This window comes from Ruminococcus sp. AF20-12LB (assembly GCF_003478985.1).
In the GTDB taxonomy this organism is placed as follows: domain Bacteria; phylum Bacillota; class Clostridia; order Lachnospirales; family Lachnospiraceae; genus Blautia_A.
Genome location: NZ_QUGH01000003.1, coordinates 305,505 through 322,347 on the forward strand (window position 1 = coordinate 305,505; position 16,843 = coordinate 322,347).

The following is a 16,843-nucleotide window of genomic DNA, read 5'->3' on the forward strand; positions in this document are numbered from 1 at the left end:
ATGGATACAGAACGCTCTGGACTTGACGAAGCAATGGATGTAGGCTCCAGTACCATTTCTCATCTAAAGTCCTTAAAAACAGCAGCCACTTTCTCCAAAGCAGGATATGGTGCAGCCCTTGGCGGGCCTTTTTCAGCAGCGATTGGCGCAGTCATAGCCAACCGGAATCAGTTCGCTAAAATTCTTCTTGTTATTCTCGCCATACTGCTGCTCCCGGTTTTATTTATTGTGATGCTCCCTGGTCTGATCTTTGGAAGCCTGACCGAGCAAAGTGATGTACTAAACAGCAACTCTATGATCAGTGAAAACATCCGTGCTTCCCGTGAAGCCATCGTTGAAGTGTTAGAAGAAAGCCATGAAGACATTCTGGCAGAGATCCATGCAGCAATTTCCCGTCTTCCACAAGGTGATACTGCATCCATCAATGATCCCTATACATACAGCATCTCCGTCAATGCCAATCTGCTGATTTCACAATTTTGTGCCAGCCAGGATGACTATAAAAACATCAACCTAAACCAATTAAAGAAACTCATCCGTGAAAACAAAGAAGGACTTTTTTCTTATGATGTAGCAACCGAAACAGTTACCATGGAAGTTACCGTTGATGGCGGTGCAGAAGGAGAAGCCGGCACAGAACAGGGACAGGCACAAACACAGACGGTTACTTTTACGAAACACACCTATACCGTTGTTTATGCTGGGGATTCCTATTTTGCAGACCATGTATTCCATCTTACAGACAAGCAGAAAGAACTTGCCAAAAACTATGCAGAAAATCTGACTGCTTTCTTTGGAACTGCTTCTTCCGGCATAGTAGCTGCTATCAATCTTAGTGATGAGGTATTGTCCTACCGCCCTGCTGTAGAAAGAGCCGCTGCGAAATATGGTATGAGTGATTATGTGGATTTAATTCTGGCAGTCATGATGCAGGAATCTGGCGGACGAGGGCTGGATGTTATGCAAGCAGCGGAAGGTGGATTTAATACCCGCTATCCCCATGTGCCAAATGGGATTACAGATCCTGAATACTCCATTGAATGTGGTATTCAGGAATTAAAATATGCCCTCGACAAAGCCGGCTGTACCGGATCTACGGACTTAGACCGGATTAAACTGGCTCTTCAGGGTTACAACTACGGTTCTGCATACATTGACTGGGCAATGGAGCGTGACGGTGGCTATACCAAAGAAAATGCGATTGCCTACTCTGATATGATGTGTGCAAGACCAAGCTGGCCTTATGACCGGTATGGGGATAAAGAATATGTGGATCATGTCCTTCGCTATTACCAAATTACTGCCAGTGGCGGCAGCTATCCCGCAAACGGCATGCAGATTCCACACTATCTCCAGACAGACTATGGAAACATTCCATACGGCGGGGGTTCCATCGCCAGCAGCGGATGCGGTCCGACAAGCTTTGCTATGATTGCCAGTTATCTTACAGGCACTACCATTACACCTATTGATGCAATATCCTGGTGCGGAAATTCCTATTACAAACCAGGAGTCGGCACTTACTGGTCTTATTTCCAGGCAGCGTCCGATCATTTTGGGTGTGGAACTGTCACACAGACCAGTGATCCCAACCAGGTACTTCAGGCTTTATCTGAAGGTCATCCGGTCATCAGTTCCCAAAGAGCTGGGCTTTTTACCAGTGGCGGACATTTTATTGTCCTTCGTGGTGTAACGGCTGGAGGTAAAGTATTAGTCAATGATCCCAATGACAGTTCCTCCAAAAACTACATCAACCGTGAATTCGATATGATGACGGAAGTGCATGCAACCGCAAATGCCTATTGGATCTTCGCTAAAAAATAAAGGAGACACTTATGAACAGAAAAAAAGCAATTCTGGCTATCTTTATGATGGCCTTTTTAATTATCATCGGATTTGTCTTTCCCTCCATCTGGAAATCCCAAAAAGGAAACAAAAAATCCGAGACAGAAAATACTCAACACGATAATAATGAAAATACCGAGACAGAACAAGCAGAAAATAACGAATCCATAAGCTTTCAGGATTTTGAAGCTTTGGAATACTTTTTCTCCAAGGAACAGGTGAAACTTTTTCAGGAAGAACTGACCTCCTATCTTAAAAACGTAAAACAGATGTCTCTAACTTCCATCCGTTTCCTTGCTGATGATACTACCTATCCCAATGCTTCTGATATTAATTTTTTGTTCCAGCTTCCGGATAAGTCCGTTCTTCCTGTGTACTACACTTTCTCTACTGGAAGATTCTTTTTCGGTGAGGAACGTACCCCTGATTCTGGAAAAGAAATCATCTATGAACGTCCGACAGATGACAAACTTCCTTCCATCACAACAGAGGAAATTGAACAGTTGCAAGAAGGAGGTTATGACGATACCTCCGTGAATTCGGAAAAAGCTGCCCCTGTCACAGAAGTTCCTGAAACTCCTTCCATGGAAGAACCAAAGGAGGTGCAGCCATGAACAATACTGAAGAACAACATCCTGTCTTCATCCCTCGCAATTTTATAGAAAAAGGGACCTTTATGGGCGGAATGTTTAAAATCCGTAATGCCATCGAAGGCGGTGTCCTAGCAATCCTGATCACCATTCCTGTTATCAATCTGCCTCTGACACTCACTGTCAGGATTATTATTCTCTGTATGACTGCTCTGCCTGCAGCTATGATTTCTCTAATTGGAATCGGTGGAGAAAGCATTACTGCGTTTTTAATGAACGCTCTGCGTTTTCTGAAAAACCGCCGGGTTATTTACCGTATGGATGTACATCCGGAGCCGAAAAAAAAGTACCGGATTAAAAAACCCCGTAACAAAGAACCCAAAACCAGAAAACGAAAACGTCATCCAAAGCAACCTGCAGAATCTTCTTCTGAAGAGAACTGCTCACAGATGTCTTCCGAAGAGGAAACAAAAGAAACCTCTGCTATTAAAAAAAAAGAACGCCGGCAGTTTGACACTTCTACAAAACGTGGAATACGCAAACAGGCTCGTGAAGACATCCGGATTCTTAAATATGAGTCCCGACAATTAAAAAAAGAACAAACCGCTGCACGTAAAAGTGCGAAAAGGCAGGCAAAACTTGAAAAACAACAGATAAAGCAGCAACTTTCGGAGGAACGAAAAAAAGAAAGAACTGCGAATAAAGCTTCCAACCAGCCTCCTGCTTCCGGGAAAAGCAAAAAGAAAAAGCGAAAAGAAATCACCTTGGAAGATTATCTTCCTATTGATAAGATTGCCAATGGTGTTATCTACACGACAGACCATCGTTATGTAAAAATCCTGGAGATTGAACCGATCAATTTCCTCTTACGCAGTGCCAGGGAACAACAGGGGATCATCTTCAGTTTCATCTCCTACCTAAAAATCAGTCCTGTGAAACTGCAGATTAAGATGATCTCCAAAAAAGCGGATATCAACAAACATCTGGAACAGTCCCGTTTGGAAATGGAACGGGAATCAGATCCTAACTGCCGGCAGTTACAAAAAGACTATATCCAATTTGTCCGGCAGTTAAGTTCCAGAGAAGCGGTTTCCAGACGTTTTTTCCTAATCTTTGAATACGAACCTTTCAATGTGAATCGGAAGGTGGAGGAAAAGGAAATCCTGGCAGCTTTGGAAACTGCTGCACAGACCGCAAAAACCTTTCTATATCAATGCGGCAACGATGTGCTGGTTCATGACAATGAAGATGAGTTTACAACCGATGTACTCTACACTTTACTGAACCGTACCAAATGTACCGAAACACCTTTGCCAAAACGGATTAACCAGGTACTTACCCGCTATATGGAATCTGGCCGTGAGCAGGAAGTGGATAACATCCATATCAATGAATTCATTGCACCAGAGTCTTTGGACTTTAAGCACAGCAACTATGTGCTGGTAAATGGCATCTACCATTCTTACCTGCTGGTGCCGTGCGATGGTTACAAAGCAAAAGTAATGCCAGGTTGGCTGTCCCTGCTTATCAATGCTGGCGAAGGAATTGACATTGACTTTTTTCTGCATAAACAGCCCAAAGATAAGATCCAGCAACGTCTTGGACAGCAAATCCGGATCAACCGTTCAAAGATCAAAGATGCCTCTGATACCAATGCGGATTTTGATGATCTGGATTCTGCCATCCGTTCCGGCTATTTCCTCAAACAGGGACTTGCTAATAATGAAGATTTCTATTACATGAATCTTTTGATTACAATTACGGCAGGTGATCTGGAAGAACTGCAATGGCGGATTCAGGAGATGAAAAAACTTCTCATCTCACAGGATATGGATCTGCGGTCTTGTTACTTCCTGCAAGAACAGGGATTTTTATCTTCCCTTCCTCTTGTAAACCTGGATAAGAAGCTCTATGAACTCTCAAAACGAAATGTCTTAACCACCGGAGCTGCCAGTTGCTATCCTTTCGTCAGCTACAGCATTTGCGATGACAACGGCATCCTATTTGGAGTAAATAAGCATAACAACTCTTTAGTGATTGCTGATATTTTTGACTCCAAACAATATAAAAACTCCAATATTGCGATTCTTGGCACTTCTGGATCCGGAAAAACCTTTACCATGCAGACTATGGCACTTCGTATGCGGCGTAAAGGAATCCAGGTATTTATCATCGCACCGTTAAAAGGTCATGAGTTTTATCGGGCTGCCAGAAATGTAGGAGGAACCTTTATCCAGATTTCTCCTGCCAGCCAAAACTGCATCAATGTCATGGAGATCCGAAAAGTAGATAACTCTGTCAATGAGCTGCTGGACGGTCCAACTTTAGACGCATCTGCCTTAGCCAGTAAGATTCAGCGTCTGCACGTTTTCTTTTCTCTGCTCATTCCAGATATGAGCCATGAGGAAAAACAGCTTTTGGACGAAGCACTGATTAAAACCTATGCAAGAAAGGGAATCACCCATAAGAATGAATCCCTCATTGATCCCAAACACCCGGAGCATTATAAAGCGATGCCAATTCTTGGAGATGTATATGATGTTTTGATGGAAACCGAAGATACCAAACGGCTGGCTCACATCCTGAACCGTCTTGTCCATGGCTCTGCTTCCTCTTTTAACCAGCAGACCAATGTAGACCTGACCAATAAATATACTGTTTTGGACATCTCAGAGCTGACCGGCTCCAGCGATCTCTTAACGGTGGGGATGTTTGTTGCTCTGGACTATGTATGGGATAAAGCCAAAGAAAACCGTACCGAAGAAAAAGCTATTTTCGTAGATGAAGTATGGCAGCTCATCGGTGCTTCCAGTAACCGCCTGGCCGCTGAATTTGTTTTGGAGATTGCCAAGATTATCCGGGCATACTCTGGTGCCGGTATTTTTGCAACCCAGGATCTTAATGACTTTTTTGCTCTGGATGACGGAAAATATGGAAAAGGCATTATCAATAACTGTAAAACCAAAATTATTCTTAACATGGAAGATGAAGAGGCACAACGTGTAAAAACCATTCTTCGTCTTTCCGAAACCGAAGTTATGAATATCACCCATTTCCAACGTGGAAACGGACTGATTTCAACAAACAACAATAATATCACTGTGGAATTTAAAGCTTCCAACCTGGAAAAAGAATTAATTACCACAGACCGACAGGAACTCCTGGAAATCTTGAAACGCCAGGATAAAAAAGTCGGTTAATGTTACCTGCAGCCCGAATGTGGCTGCTTTTCTTTTTAACAAAGGAGGAGATTTATGTTAAAACCAGCAAAACAACCTCATATCCGGCTAACCGCCCTTTTTCTTTGTGTCACGATGTTTCTTAGCACACTCTTTTTCAATGCCCATACCGCTTATGCTGCAGATGGAACCATTGATTATACGGCAGGAGCCAAAATTCCATACGGGGACTATTATACTTCCCGCATGAGTTTTGATGGTAATAATACGGCTTATTGCGTTGAACCATTAAAGAAAACACCTGCTTCCGGACAATATCCTTATAATCTTTTAGGAAAGGATTCCCCACTTAGAAAAGCACTCTACTATGTCAATGGTGGATACGGCTACGAAAAGCTCATAAAAGATCAATATTTCCAAGGATGGTCCGATGACAACTCTTATGTCATTGGTCATCTGGTCGTTTCCTATATCCACGCTGGAAATAACGGGGACACCGGTGCCTTCCATGGCGCACCTCAAAATTATATTGACAAAGCATTGGAAGTTGCCAACGCCATTGAAGGGCTTCCTGCCCCACCAGAATCCTTCCGTGCTTTTATCGTTCCTGGCGATGCTTCCCAAACTTTTGCAGGAAGCTGGTATCAGGTTCCAAACGGCTTTATCGAACTGCAGAAATCCTCTGCCAATACCGATATTTCCGATAAAAATGGCAATTACTCTTTAGAAGGAGCCAAATACGGAATCTACAAAGGGGAAGAACTGGTAGAAACTCTTGTTACCGATAAAAAAGGATATGCAAAATCCAAAGAACTGGCAGAAGGAAGTTACACCGTTAAAGAAATCAGTGCCCCAGAAGGATTTGCTATAGATACTTCCGCCCATAATGTTACGGTAAAAGCAGAAGGAACATCTACCGTAAAAGTAAAGGATATTCCTCAAAATAATCCCGTAAAACTGCTCCTTAAAAAGCTGGATGCTGACACACAGCAAAATTCTGCACAGGGAACCGGCTCTCTCGCCAATGCCGAATTTACAATAAAATTCTATACAGAGCAGTCAGCTACCGATCCCGGAGCAAATGGTAAGAAACCGGTTCGCACCTGGATATTGAAAACAGATGCCTCTGGAGAAATCCATTTTACAAAAGATTATTTGGTATCCGGGGATGAATTTTTCTATGCCAGTGATGGAAAGACCGTCTGCTTCCCACTGGGTACAGTAACCGTACAGGAAACCAAAGCCCCTGCCGGCTATCTTCCAAACGAATCTGTTTTCGTGCAGCAAATCACCAGTACCGGTACGGAAGAAACTATCTCTATTTATAACGCTTCTTCTGTCGAAGAACAGGTCTTCCGAGGCGGCGTCAAAATTCAGAAGCGGGATCTGGAAACTCAGGGAACACAAGCACAAGGAACCGCATCTCTTGCAGATGCCGAATTTACCATTACCACTCTGAACAAACAGCCAGTATGGGTAGGTGGAAAGCTCTATGAAAATGGTCAGGCAGTGCTTACAATCAAATCGGATACACATGGTATTGCTGCAAGTGCCGCTGATGCCCTGCCCCTTGGACATTACCGGATAGAAGAAACCAAAGCGCCTTCCGGATACCTAACCGATGGTGCAAAGGCTCTTGAATTTGACATCACCCAAAATGGAGAAATCGTAGATTTAACAACAGAAGAGACTTCTGTTTCTAACCAGATTATCCGTGGCGGTGTCAAAATCCAAAAACGGGATCTGGAAACAGGAGAAGCCAAACCACAGGGAAATGCTTCTTTAAAGGATGCAGAATTTACAATCACCAATCTTGGTCCAAATCCTGTTCTTGTGGATGGAACCCTTTACGAAAAAGATCAAGTAGTTCTCACTTTGAAGACAGATGAAAAGGGGCTTGCTTCCACCAAAAAAGATACGCTCCCTTATGGTCATTACCGGGTTGATGAGACAAAAGCACCGGAAGGTTATTTGAACGAGGGCAAACTCTCTCAGGAGTTTCATATCACAGAAAATGGGAAAATTTTGGATTTAACTGCAAAAGAAACAGCGATTTCCAATCAGGTAATCCGTGGCGATTTAGAATTCGTAAAGGTCTCTGACGGAGATTTAAACCGGCTGGCAAATGTCCCATTTTCCATTACCTCCAAAACTACAGGAGAAAGTCATACCATTGTAACAGACAAAAATGGCTATGCCAGTACTTCCTCAGAATGGAATAAGCACACTACAAATACCAATCGTGGGGAAACTTCTGAAGACGGAATCTGGTTTGGCGCTTCTAAACCTGATGATGCCAAAGGAGCCCTGATTTATGATACCTATATTTTGGAAGAACAACGCTGCGATTCCAATGAAGGTATGAACCTCTTAAAAATTGAGGTCTCTGTATACAAAAATCACGTAGTCGTGGATATGGGAACTTTAACGGATGATCAGATTACCATTGGAACTACTGCCCTTGACAAAGACAGCAACTCCCACTTTGCCAAACCAGAAGAAAAAATCACTCTGGTTGATACCGTAGAATACGAAGGCTTAAGGAAGGGACAGTCTTATAAGCTCATCGGTACACTGATGGATCAGGAATCCGGAAAGCCAATTGAAATAGATGGAAAACCTGTCACAGCAGAAACCACCTTCAAACCAAAAAAATCTTCTGGTTCTGCAAAAGTGACCTTTACGTTCAATGCCTCTTCTCTGAAGGGCAAAACAATCGTAGTATTTGAGGAACTGTACCAGGAGGATTTAAAACTGGCTGTTCATGCGGACATTACAGATCAGGATCAGACTATCTATTTCCCAGAAATCGGGACCACTGCAAAAGATAAGGAAACAGATATGAATCTTTCCCAAGCAGATAAAGAAGTTACCCTTGTAGATACGGTAGCTTACAAAAATCTTCTGCCCGGCGAAGAATATGTTATGACTGGAACCCTTATGGATAAAGAAACCGGAAAACCTGTCGAAATAGATAAGAAAGAGGTTACTGCCGAAACCACATTTACTCCTAAAGAATCCTCTGGAACGGTAGATGTGATTTTTTCTTTTGATGGAACCTCCCTTGCCGGAAAAACCGTAGTTGTTTTTGAATCTGCTACTTATGACGGCAAAGAATTTGCAACACACGCAGATCTTGAAGATAATGGGCAGACCATCTACTTCCCAGAAATCGCTACTACTGCAAAAGATAAAGCAGACGGAGATCATTTTACCAAAACCGATAAAGAGATTACCATCGTTGACACGGTTAAATATAGTAACCTAATTCCAGGAAAAGAGTATGCACTTACCGGTACCTTGATGGACAAAGAGACAAAAGAGCCTCTTCAGGCAGATGGTAAACCGATTACTGCCACTACGACCTTTACTCCTGAAGATGCCTCTGGCAGTATTGAACTTACCTTTACATTTGATGGCAGCATCCTGTCCGGCAAAACAATTGTTGTCTTTGAGTCTTTAACGTATCAGGAAAAAGAGATTGCTGTTCACGCCGATATAGAAGACCATGAACAGTCTATCTACTTCCCAGGAATTGGAACTACTGCGAAGGACAAAGCGGATGGGGATCAGGAAGCCGTTGCTACGAAAGAAGTAACCATCATTGACACCGTATCCTACCAAAATCTGATTCCGGATACTCCATACAAACTGGTCGGCACACTGATGGACAAAACAACCCAAAAGGAAGTTCTGATTGATGGAAAACCTGTCACGTCAGAAACAGAATTTACACCAAAGGATTCCAATGGTTCTGTCGAAGTCATCTTCACTTTTGATGGAAGCACATTGGCTGGTCACGATGTAGTCGTTTTTGAAAAACTTTTTTCCCTTGAAGGAGAAACAGCACTTGAAATTGCTTCCCATGAGGATCTGGACGATAAAGGACAGACGATAAAACTTACGGAAGTTCCAAAAGACACACCGGAACCTTCCAAACCAGTCAAGACTGGAGATGAAACAACCATTCTTCCTTATCTTTTACTGGCAGGTGCCGCACTCCTCTTTGCTGCCGGATTTGGTATTTTATATATCCGTAAGCGAAAAAAAGATAAGTAACTATCAATAAATATGCTCACAGGCAGCTTCTTACGGCTGCCTGCTATAAAGGTGATGAATATGGAACAATCTCATTGTAATGCCGATGCCAAGCACATCCGGCATTTTTTAGATATTTGTGATGGAAATTGGCATTCCTGTATTTATGTTCGCTGCGTTTCCTGTAAAACCCCAGGTTATTGTAATGGCCCACACTTCTTATATCATCCAGATGAAAACGGCAGTCCTTGTATCCTGCCCATGGCAGATGCCCGTATGCTCTTCTCCCGCATACCGGAACCAACGGAATGCCTGTCCGCCATAACACTGGAACAGTTTCAGTCCTTATATGGACTCTACTTTGCAAAAGAAGCATTGACCGATAAGCCATGTCCTTGTTTTGCTTTACTGCGGCATCAGGAAGCATCCCATTATTACTGGTAAAAGGTTGCACTTTTGGTACTTTCTGCGTACAGGATAAGAAAGGAGGCGATTTTATGTTGAATTTCACTGCTATGATTCAAGGAATCGATACAATATTTACGAACTTAATTTTTATTCCTGCACTTTTAATCCTGTACCTGAAGTTTCGTCCGAGAAAGCCCTGGAGCAGACGCACCAGAAATCTGTATCGGCTATGTATAGCTCTGATTTCTGTTTATGTCATCCGGATTTTCTGTGCAGGGTTCATCTTTACACCAGTAAATTACTCACGTTTTGCAGACAGCGGTTTCTTTCCGCTTATCAAGGCACTGTTCTATTCTTAGATTTTCTGCCATTTTGTGCCATTTAGTCCGAATCTGGGAGTAGTTTCTATGCCCATCCTATGGGAATTCATCACCTGCTTTCTTACAATATACGTATAAAACACGTAAGCGAGGTGAATCTTTATGAAACAGAAACAAATCCGCTGCCCATACTGCGGCAGCATCGCAATTTTAAGGGATGCGTCCTATGTATATGGAAATAAAGCGAAAGATGGAAAACTCTATGTGTGCAGTCACTTCCCACAGTGTAATTCTTATGTAGGAGTTCATCCTGGCACTACCAATGCCAAAGGAAAACTGGCAAACAAAGAGCTTCGGCAAAAAAGGATCCAAGCACACCGGGTGTTTGACCAGATATGGCTAAACCACATCTTTACGAAATCGGAGGCTTACCGCTGGATTGCTGATAAATTCTGTCTGACTGCCAAGGAAGCACACATCGGAGAATTTAGCACTTATATGTGTGATCAACTAATTCTGGAATCCATGAAGATTCTGGAGAATAACCATATCCCTCTCAGGGCCATTGGTTGAAAGGGGGGATATGTATGATCATCCCGATGACAGATGATGAACGCCGATTGACAGAGGAGTACTTATATTTGGTACCTGAAATGGTAAAAAAATTGACTACTCGTTGTGCTTATGTCTCATACGATGAGCAGCAAGACCTTCTGCAAGCCGGAAACTTAGCTTTATGCAAAGCCGCCATGAACTATGACAACACCCGTCCCTTTGCAGTTTACGCCAGAGTTGCCATACGAAATGCCATTTACAGTTATTGGAGAAAACTGCAAAAAGAACGAAAATACACCTGTTCCATGTATGCATCTTCCGAATTTGACATGGAACCCCTGCTTGTAGACCAAAAAACAGAACTGTGGCAGGAACAATGTATGAACCAGGAACCCATTTATAAGCACCTGCAGTCCTTAGAAGCGAGAAGCTGCAATACACTAAGAAAAGGAATACATGCCCTGCTCCTGCAGCAAAAAGGATATACCAACCAAGAAATTTCCAAACATTATGGTGTCCCAATGAATCATGTCCGGGCATGGCAAAGCAAAGCCCGGAAATACTTACAGCAGGATACCAAATTATATACTCTTTTATCTTGAAGGGAGAACGATTATGCTGACACTTTATACTGCAGTCGGAATCCTACGATTCCAGGATTCCATAAAGGAACATAAAACACCGACTGTTATCAATAACCGGCAGGAATACGGACTGACAGAAGAAGAATTCTTTCTGTGGAGCAGCCTCGCATTTCAAATCCGACAGATCCATGAATTGCAGTCTGCTTTTTCCGAACGCTTGAAAAAACATCACCGTTCGGAAAATATCCCCATTGAACCTTACCTGAATCGGCTGCTGCTTCGAGGACTGGTTGTAAAAGGGGATGGTTTAACTGGTGTGGATGCCCTGTACCGCCTCTTAGGAGAACTTTATATCAGCCCATTGCAGGACAGTTTTTCAGTACGGCTTTTTACCTGCATCTATCTCTGCATGAAGAAAAAACTGCACACAAAGGAACTGATCCATTATCTAAAAAAGCCGGCACGGACTGCTATAGAGGACACGGTACTCCAAATAGCAAAAAAAGTACAGATTTCTACGGCAGAGCTTGTAACCTGTGTAGAACAGGGCATCCATCCACAAAATACAGAGCAACTTTTGACGCAGCTCTATGAAACCTCGGATGCAACATTCCGTACCCTGGCACAGGATATCCAATTCACCCATGCCGGTTATCCTGTACTGGAAGCCATCAGTAATTTGTACCTCAATAAACAGATTGCATTTGAAAAATTATAGGAAGGAGCAAATTATGCCAAAACCATTTCTTAATAAGCTGATTGTCCATGGGGCAATCGGCTTTTTCTGTGTCCTATTTGGATGTATTTACGGATTTATAACAGACGACCAGATATTTCTCCTTATGAGTCTTTGCATCGGTGTTGGAACTGCCATACGAATTGTGAGTCTGCTACATACCATCAAGATGCATGACTATACCGAATTAACTGGAACCTGTACAAAACGTGAAGTCAGCCCACTTACCAAGAAACAGAAAATTATTTTCCGTTCCACTGACCAGAAAGAATATCACTTTACATTCGATAAAAATATCCGCCTTTTATCTGGACATTATTATCGCCTATATTTCCGGAATGTAGCAAACCTTTCGGGTGAAGAAAAGGTTACTCCGGATTTACTTGCGTATGAGGAATTATCCCTAAATGAAGATGTTTCCCCGAAGAACTCTTAGATTTCTTCTCTAAATACAATAGAAGTGGATATGCCACTTTCACATACCCACTTCTATTATGCTTTATAAGTTTTCCTTCTGCCGTCCCAGTGAAATGACAAAAACCACTCCGAACTACCACGTATTCTGTCTCAAGGATGACAGCATAACAGCAATCGCAGGGAATAATAATCTATTGTATTCCAGAAGACTCTTCAAAAAATGGACAGTGCTTTCACTTTCAGGGTTTCAAAATGCAGTAACAATATCTTTTATTTTTCTACTGTGACCAATTTTTTCATATTAAGGGCAACTTTATACTGACAGTGAAAATTCCCGCTTCATAATTCACTTGAATATCACCACTTATTTGTATTACTAGCTTTCTAGTAGCATACAATCCGATACCACTGCTTTTTATCCTTGCTTCATCTTTTGTGTAAAACAAATCAAATATAGATTTTAATTCTTCATCACTAATATAATCAGAAGGATTGCTTATTTGTATATGACAATACTCGGATTCTCCCCACATGTAAAACATTATATCACCAGTACTATACTTTAAAGCATTATCTATTAAATTACATAAAATTCTAATTAATATTTTCTCTTGAGCAAGTATCCAAATGTTTCCATGTGGCAGTCTAATATCTAATTGTTCTGAGGCACGTTTTGAATTTTGAATATATTCCTTTAACAAAGAAGTGACTACCTCTGTAATATTGACTGATTTCATATCAACTTCGCTCTCTATTGCTTCACTCCAAAACAATAAATATAAATCGTCTACTAATTTTTTTAAATAATCCGCCTTTTTTTCAATATGTTCTATATAGCTATTAACAGGTTCATTCACATTTTTTTCTAATCTAATTAACTGCAAGTAACCAATAATAACAGTTAATGGAGTACGTAAATCGTGTGATAAATTTGCTACCATCTTTTTAAAATTTTTATCCTGTTTTTTTAGCTGATGTTCTTTTCGTTCATCTTCTTTAATTCGCTTGTTGATACTAAGTGCAAGGTTCTCAATATCTTTATCCAATACATTGACCGAGTAGATATGCTCATTATGTTCTATCCATTCTATAATTCTTCTAATTTCCCTCTTCAGATGAAAAATGTATAATATGCCTAATAATATAAACACTCCTGTTATTAAAAAGACAACTAGCAAACTTCATATCTCCTTATAATATTAGAATCTCATCACATGTATTCAAGATTGCATTATCATGTGAAACAATAATAATTATTTTATGATTTTTAATTTGATCGATCAACTGTAAAAATTGTTTTTTTCCACTCTCATCCATAGCTGAGGTAGGCTCATCAAAAATCATTACCTGACCGTCTTGCACTACTTGGCGAATAATTGCAATTTTTTGCTTTTCTCCACCGGAAATATTACTTGACTTTTCATTAATTTGCAAATCCCAATTATCTCTTTTCAAAATACTATCACCAAAGCAATCAACGGCTCTCTGTATACATTTTACATCAAGCTTTCGATATAAAGCAATATTATTATATATTGTATCTGCTATTAAAGTCGGCTCCTGTTCTGTTACACTGATTACATGTTCTCTTATATAATCCATATCTAAATTTCTCATTTCTGTATCGTTCCATATTATATTCCCTTGATATTCATCTACATACATACCCATTAAAATTTTAATAAGTGTACTTTTCCCACATCCGTTTTCTCCTTTCAATCCATAAACTTTCCCCTTTTTTAAGTTTGTAGAAAAACTTTTTATGGTTTCTTTCTGGTCATATGCAAAATTCAAATCCTGAATTCTAATTTGTTTGATTTCATTAAGTCTTATACACCCCTTAGACTGCTCCTTAATTTCTAAAATAGATTTTATACGTTCAAAGGATACATAAGCCTCTTGGTATTCTTGACCGTATGCCACTATTTCTTTTCCATATTCCAAAATCATATTAAAATATACTGAAATCATATAGAAATATCCTATTTGCATATCTCCAGTAAGTATCTTTTTTCCTCCAATCCAAAGTAAAATGCATACAGATATTGCCCCTACAATCCCTTCAAGATTTGCAAATGCCTGGATAGTCGCTTGTTGTTTAAATATAGATCGATATAATTTTTGATATGATGCTACTAACCTATTTAAAAAAAATGAATCCATACTATGTATTTTTATAAACTCTATTTTTTCTAATTGTTCCTGCAGTCTGGAGAAGAAATTGGATTTCTCCTCTTTCATTCCATAACTGCAATTATAAATACGCTTTTTGAAGCCAATATATATAAAAAAATAAAGTGCTAATAAAAACATTGTAACTATAAAAGCAATCGAATCCATTTTCCAAATCATAAATAAGATTATACCCGCTGAAAAAACTGAAAATATCAATTCAGTCAAGGAGCTGATGAAAAAAATAAGTACATCATTCGCATCATTGTTTATCCTTTGAGATAAGTACGATAAATCAGTTCTGCCAATTACGAGTGGCGAAACTTTTTTTAAATGATTTACAATTTCGAAATTTAATGAAAATGCTGCATTAGTCTGTATCCTTATATAAAGTATTTTATTGACATAGCAGACAATTTCCTTACCAACATACAATAACAGTAATAAAAATATGAATTTTAACATTGCTGAATATGTTGTTTCCACATTAAACATATTAATAAATTGTCCCATAGCAGCCGGTATAAATGTATTTAACCCGCACAGTATAATACCCAACAAAAAATATATCCCATATTCTATTTTATATTGAAAAACATATTTACTGCAAAATTTTATCATTCCAATTCTCCCTGCTATTTCATTGAGCCATTTCTTTCATCAGCTCCAACATCTCTTCTGCATTCCATTTTACTGAAGAACAAATCTTATTTTTATAAGCAGCACACCCACCATAACATACTGGAAAAAATGAACAATCTTTACATTCTTGATCCTTTACGACATCATAGGAAAGCCATTCTACAAATTTATTTGTAAGTTTGATTCCTTTTTCCAAATTACCGATACTTCGTTCACTATATCCAATATCATTCCAACATTTATACAACGCTCCATCTGGACCTATCACAAATGAATTTAAGCTAATTGCTCCACATACACCATAATTGCTCGGCTTAACACCTTGGTACATAAAGCCTCTCTTAATCCCTTCTTTATAAAACGCAATCTCTTCTTTTGCGTACTGTGGTCGTTCCATACATATATGATTATTACATACTCCATTAATATCATCTACTGGTGCTAAATAATAACCAACTCTACCTTTTAAACCATATCTTTCTAGCCAATCAAATATTTCTGTTGCTTCGTTTATATTTGTCTTGTCAACATTAATTCTTATCGAAATATTCAAAATATCCGCACATTCTCTTATATTGTCCAATATATGTTCGAAGGTAGGCTGATGATTATGGAGAATCCTTCTACTATCATGGGCTTGTTTTGAACCATCTAAAGTAACTTGAATATAGTGGATGTCCATGTCTTTTAATTTTTCAGCTACTCTTCTAGTCAATTTATAACCATTTGTGACCATATCCGCATTATATTTGCAACCAAGTGGCAAAACAGACTTTATCTTTTTGGTTAATTTTTCAATAGTTTCAATTGCCAATAATGGCTCCCCTCCATACCAAGATACCGTTAATTCATGTATATGCTGATATTTTTCTTTGAGCTGCGATGTTAATTGATCCTGAACAGTCTCAGACATAGTAATATATTCTCTCCCTTTTTCATAGCAATAGGGACAACAAAAATTACATGCCATAGTTGGGGCAATAGTTAATGTAAGATTTGAATCCGCAAACCTTTCTATTTTATTTCTTATAAGCAATTCTGCAAATTCATCTTTATCATCTTCAACTAGCATACCACCCTCTAATAATGCTGACTCTAAATCAGGCTTTGAACATTTTTTCCCTTCTTTCATTTCATAATATGATTTTTCATAATCAGTATCTAATTCCAGTATTGCAGATGTGACCGTATTGTAAATCAAACAACTTTTATCTTCTTTTTTCTCTATATTGTATCTTGATAATTTCATTATTATATCCTCTTTTCTTAATCTCTTGTTTTCACAGTGTTCTTTGCAATAATGAAAATGTGCCCAGCATATTGCTGAGCACATTTTCCTTTACTGACTACAAATATC

Annotated in this window: 12 protein-coding genes; 9 read left to right on the forward strand and 3 right to left on the reverse strand. The window is 39.7% G+C overall.

Annotated features, from left to right (window positions below):
- The 9 genes from DWX61_RS05835 to DWX61_RS05880 all read left to right on the forward strand — a co-directional run bounded on the left by DWX61_RS05835 (position 1) and on the right by DWX61_RS05880 (position 12,691).
- The gene (locus tag DWX61_RS05835) at positions 1–1,824 is read left to right on the forward strand and encodes a lysozyme family protein (RefSeq protein ID WP_118624243.1); all 1,824 of its coding nucleotides are present in this window, start codon (positions 1–3) and stop codon (positions 1,822–1,824) included.
- Positions 1,825–1,835: 11 nt separating this feature from the next.
- Positions 1,836–2,459 carry a DUF5038 domain-containing protein gene (locus tag DWX61_RS05840; protein WP_118624245.1) on the forward strand — a complete coding sequence of 208 codons (624 nt, stop codon included), beginning with the start codon at positions 1,836–1,838 and terminating at the stop codon, positions 2,457–2,459.
- Positions 2,456–5,635, forward strand: a complete 3,180-nt coding sequence (locus tag DWX61_RS05845; protein WP_117851433.1) for a TraG/VirB4 family ATPase — start codon at positions 2,456–2,458, stop codon at positions 5,633–5,635. Before DWX61_RS05840 ends, DWX61_RS05845 begins: the two co-directional genes overlap by 4 nt.
- A gap of 54 nt (positions 5,636–5,689) precedes the next feature.
- Positions 5,690–9,673: a VaFE repeat-containing surface-anchored protein gene (locus tag DWX61_RS05850; RefSeq protein WP_118624247.1), complete on the forward strand. Its 3,984-nt coding sequence runs from the start codon at positions 5,690–5,692 to the stop codon at positions 9,671–9,673.
- A 60-nt stretch (positions 9,674–9,733) separates the two neighbouring features.
- Positions 9,734–10,096, forward strand: coding sequence for a hypothetical protein (locus DWX61_RS05855; RefSeq protein ID WP_286188053.1), 363 nt, complete (start codon positions 9,734–9,736; stop codon positions 10,094–10,096).
- Positions 10,097–10,542: 446 nt separating this feature from the next.
- A complete protein-coding gene (locus tag DWX61_RS05865) occupies positions 10,543–10,953 on the forward strand; it encodes a zinc-finger-containing protein (protein ID WP_004223692.1) in 411 nt (136 codons plus the stop codon).
- Between the two features lie 14 nt (positions 10,954–10,967).
- Positions 10,968–11,537, forward strand: a complete 570-nt coding sequence (locus tag DWX61_RS05870; protein WP_054337558.1) for a sigma-70 family RNA polymerase sigma factor — start codon at positions 10,968–10,970, stop codon at positions 11,535–11,537.
- A gap of 13 nt (positions 11,538–11,550) precedes the next feature.
- Complete coding sequence (locus DWX61_RS05875; protein ID WP_004223695.1) at positions 11,551–12,237, forward strand: hypothetical protein; 687 nt, start codon at positions 11,551–11,553, stop codon at positions 12,235–12,237.
- Positions 12,238–12,250: 13 nt separating this feature from the next.
- Positions 12,251–12,691 (forward strand): hypothetical protein, encoded by a 441-nt coding sequence (locus DWX61_RS05880; protein WP_025580278.1) that lies wholly within the window; start codon positions 12,251–12,253, stop codon positions 12,689–12,691.
- Positions 12,692–12,968: 277 nt separating this feature from the next.
- Here the strand turns inward: DWX61_RS05880 and DWX61_RS05885 are convergent, their stop codons facing one another.
- Genes DWX61_RS05885 through DWX61_RS05895 form a run of 3 tightly spaced genes read right to left on the reverse strand, consistent with a single transcriptional unit; the run spans position 12,969 to position 16,735 of the window.
- The gene (locus tag DWX61_RS05885) at positions 12,969–13,850 is read right to left on the reverse strand and encodes a sensor histidine kinase (RefSeq protein ID WP_179966168.1); all 882 of its coding nucleotides are present in this window, start codon (positions 13,848–13,850) and stop codon (positions 12,969–12,971) included.
- Between the two features lie 13 nt (positions 13,851–13,863).
- Positions 13,864–15,465 (reverse strand): ATP-binding cassette domain-containing protein, encoded by a 1,602-nt coding sequence (locus DWX61_RS05890; protein WP_059085286.1) that lies wholly within the window; start codon positions 15,463–15,465, stop codon positions 13,864–13,866.
- A gap of 19 nt (positions 15,466–15,484) precedes the next feature.
- Positions 15,485–16,735: a radical SAM/SPASM domain-containing protein gene (locus tag DWX61_RS05895; RefSeq protein ID WP_025580532.1), complete on the reverse strand. Its 1,251-nt coding sequence runs from the start codon at positions 16,733–16,735 to the stop codon at positions 15,485–15,487.
- Positions 16,736–16,843: the final 108 nt, after the last annotated feature.

Bases quoted from the DNA above. Each gene is read 5' to 3' on its own strand.
- DWX61_RS05870 (WP_054337558.1), top strand. From the start codon at position 10,968: ATGATCATCCCGATGACAGATGATGAACGCCGATTGACAGAGGAGTAC.
- DWX61_RS05880 (WP_025580278.1), top strand. From the start codon at position 12,251: ATGCCAAAACCATTTCTTAATAAGCTGATTGTCCATGGGGCAATCGGC.
- DWX61_RS05895 (WP_025580532.1), bottom strand. From the start codon at position 16,735: ATGAAATTATCAAGATACAATATAGAGAAAAAAGAAGATAAAAGTTGT.
- DWX61_RS05850 (WP_118624247.1), top strand. From the start codon at position 5,690: ATGTTAAAACCAGCAAAACAACCTCATATCCGGCTAACCGCCCTTTTT.
- DWX61_RS05835 (WP_118624243.1), top strand. From the start codon at position 1: ATGGATACAGAACGCTCTGGACTTGACGAAGCAATGGATGTAGGCTCC.
- DWX61_RS05855 (WP_286188053.1), top strand. From the start codon at position 9,734: ATGGAACAATCTCATTGTAATGCCGATGCCAAGCACATCCGGCATTTT.
- DWX61_RS05845 (WP_117851433.1), top strand. From the start codon at position 2,456: ATGAACAATACTGAAGAACAACATCCTGTCTTCATCCCTCGCAATTTT.
- DWX61_RS05890 (WP_059085286.1), bottom strand. From the start codon at position 15,465: ATGATAAAATTTTGCAGTAAATATGTTTTTCAATATAAAATAGAATAT.
- DWX61_RS05875 (WP_004223695.1), top strand. From the start codon at position 11,551: ATGCTGACACTTTATACTGCAGTCGGAATCCTACGATTCCAGGATTCC.
- DWX61_RS05865 (WP_004223692.1), top strand. From the start codon at position 10,543: ATGAAACAGAAACAAATCCGCTGCCCATACTGCGGCAGCATCGCAATT.
- DWX61_RS05840 (WP_118624245.1), top strand. From the start codon at position 1,836: ATGAACAGAAAAAAAGCAATTCTGGCTATCTTTATGATGGCCTTTTTA.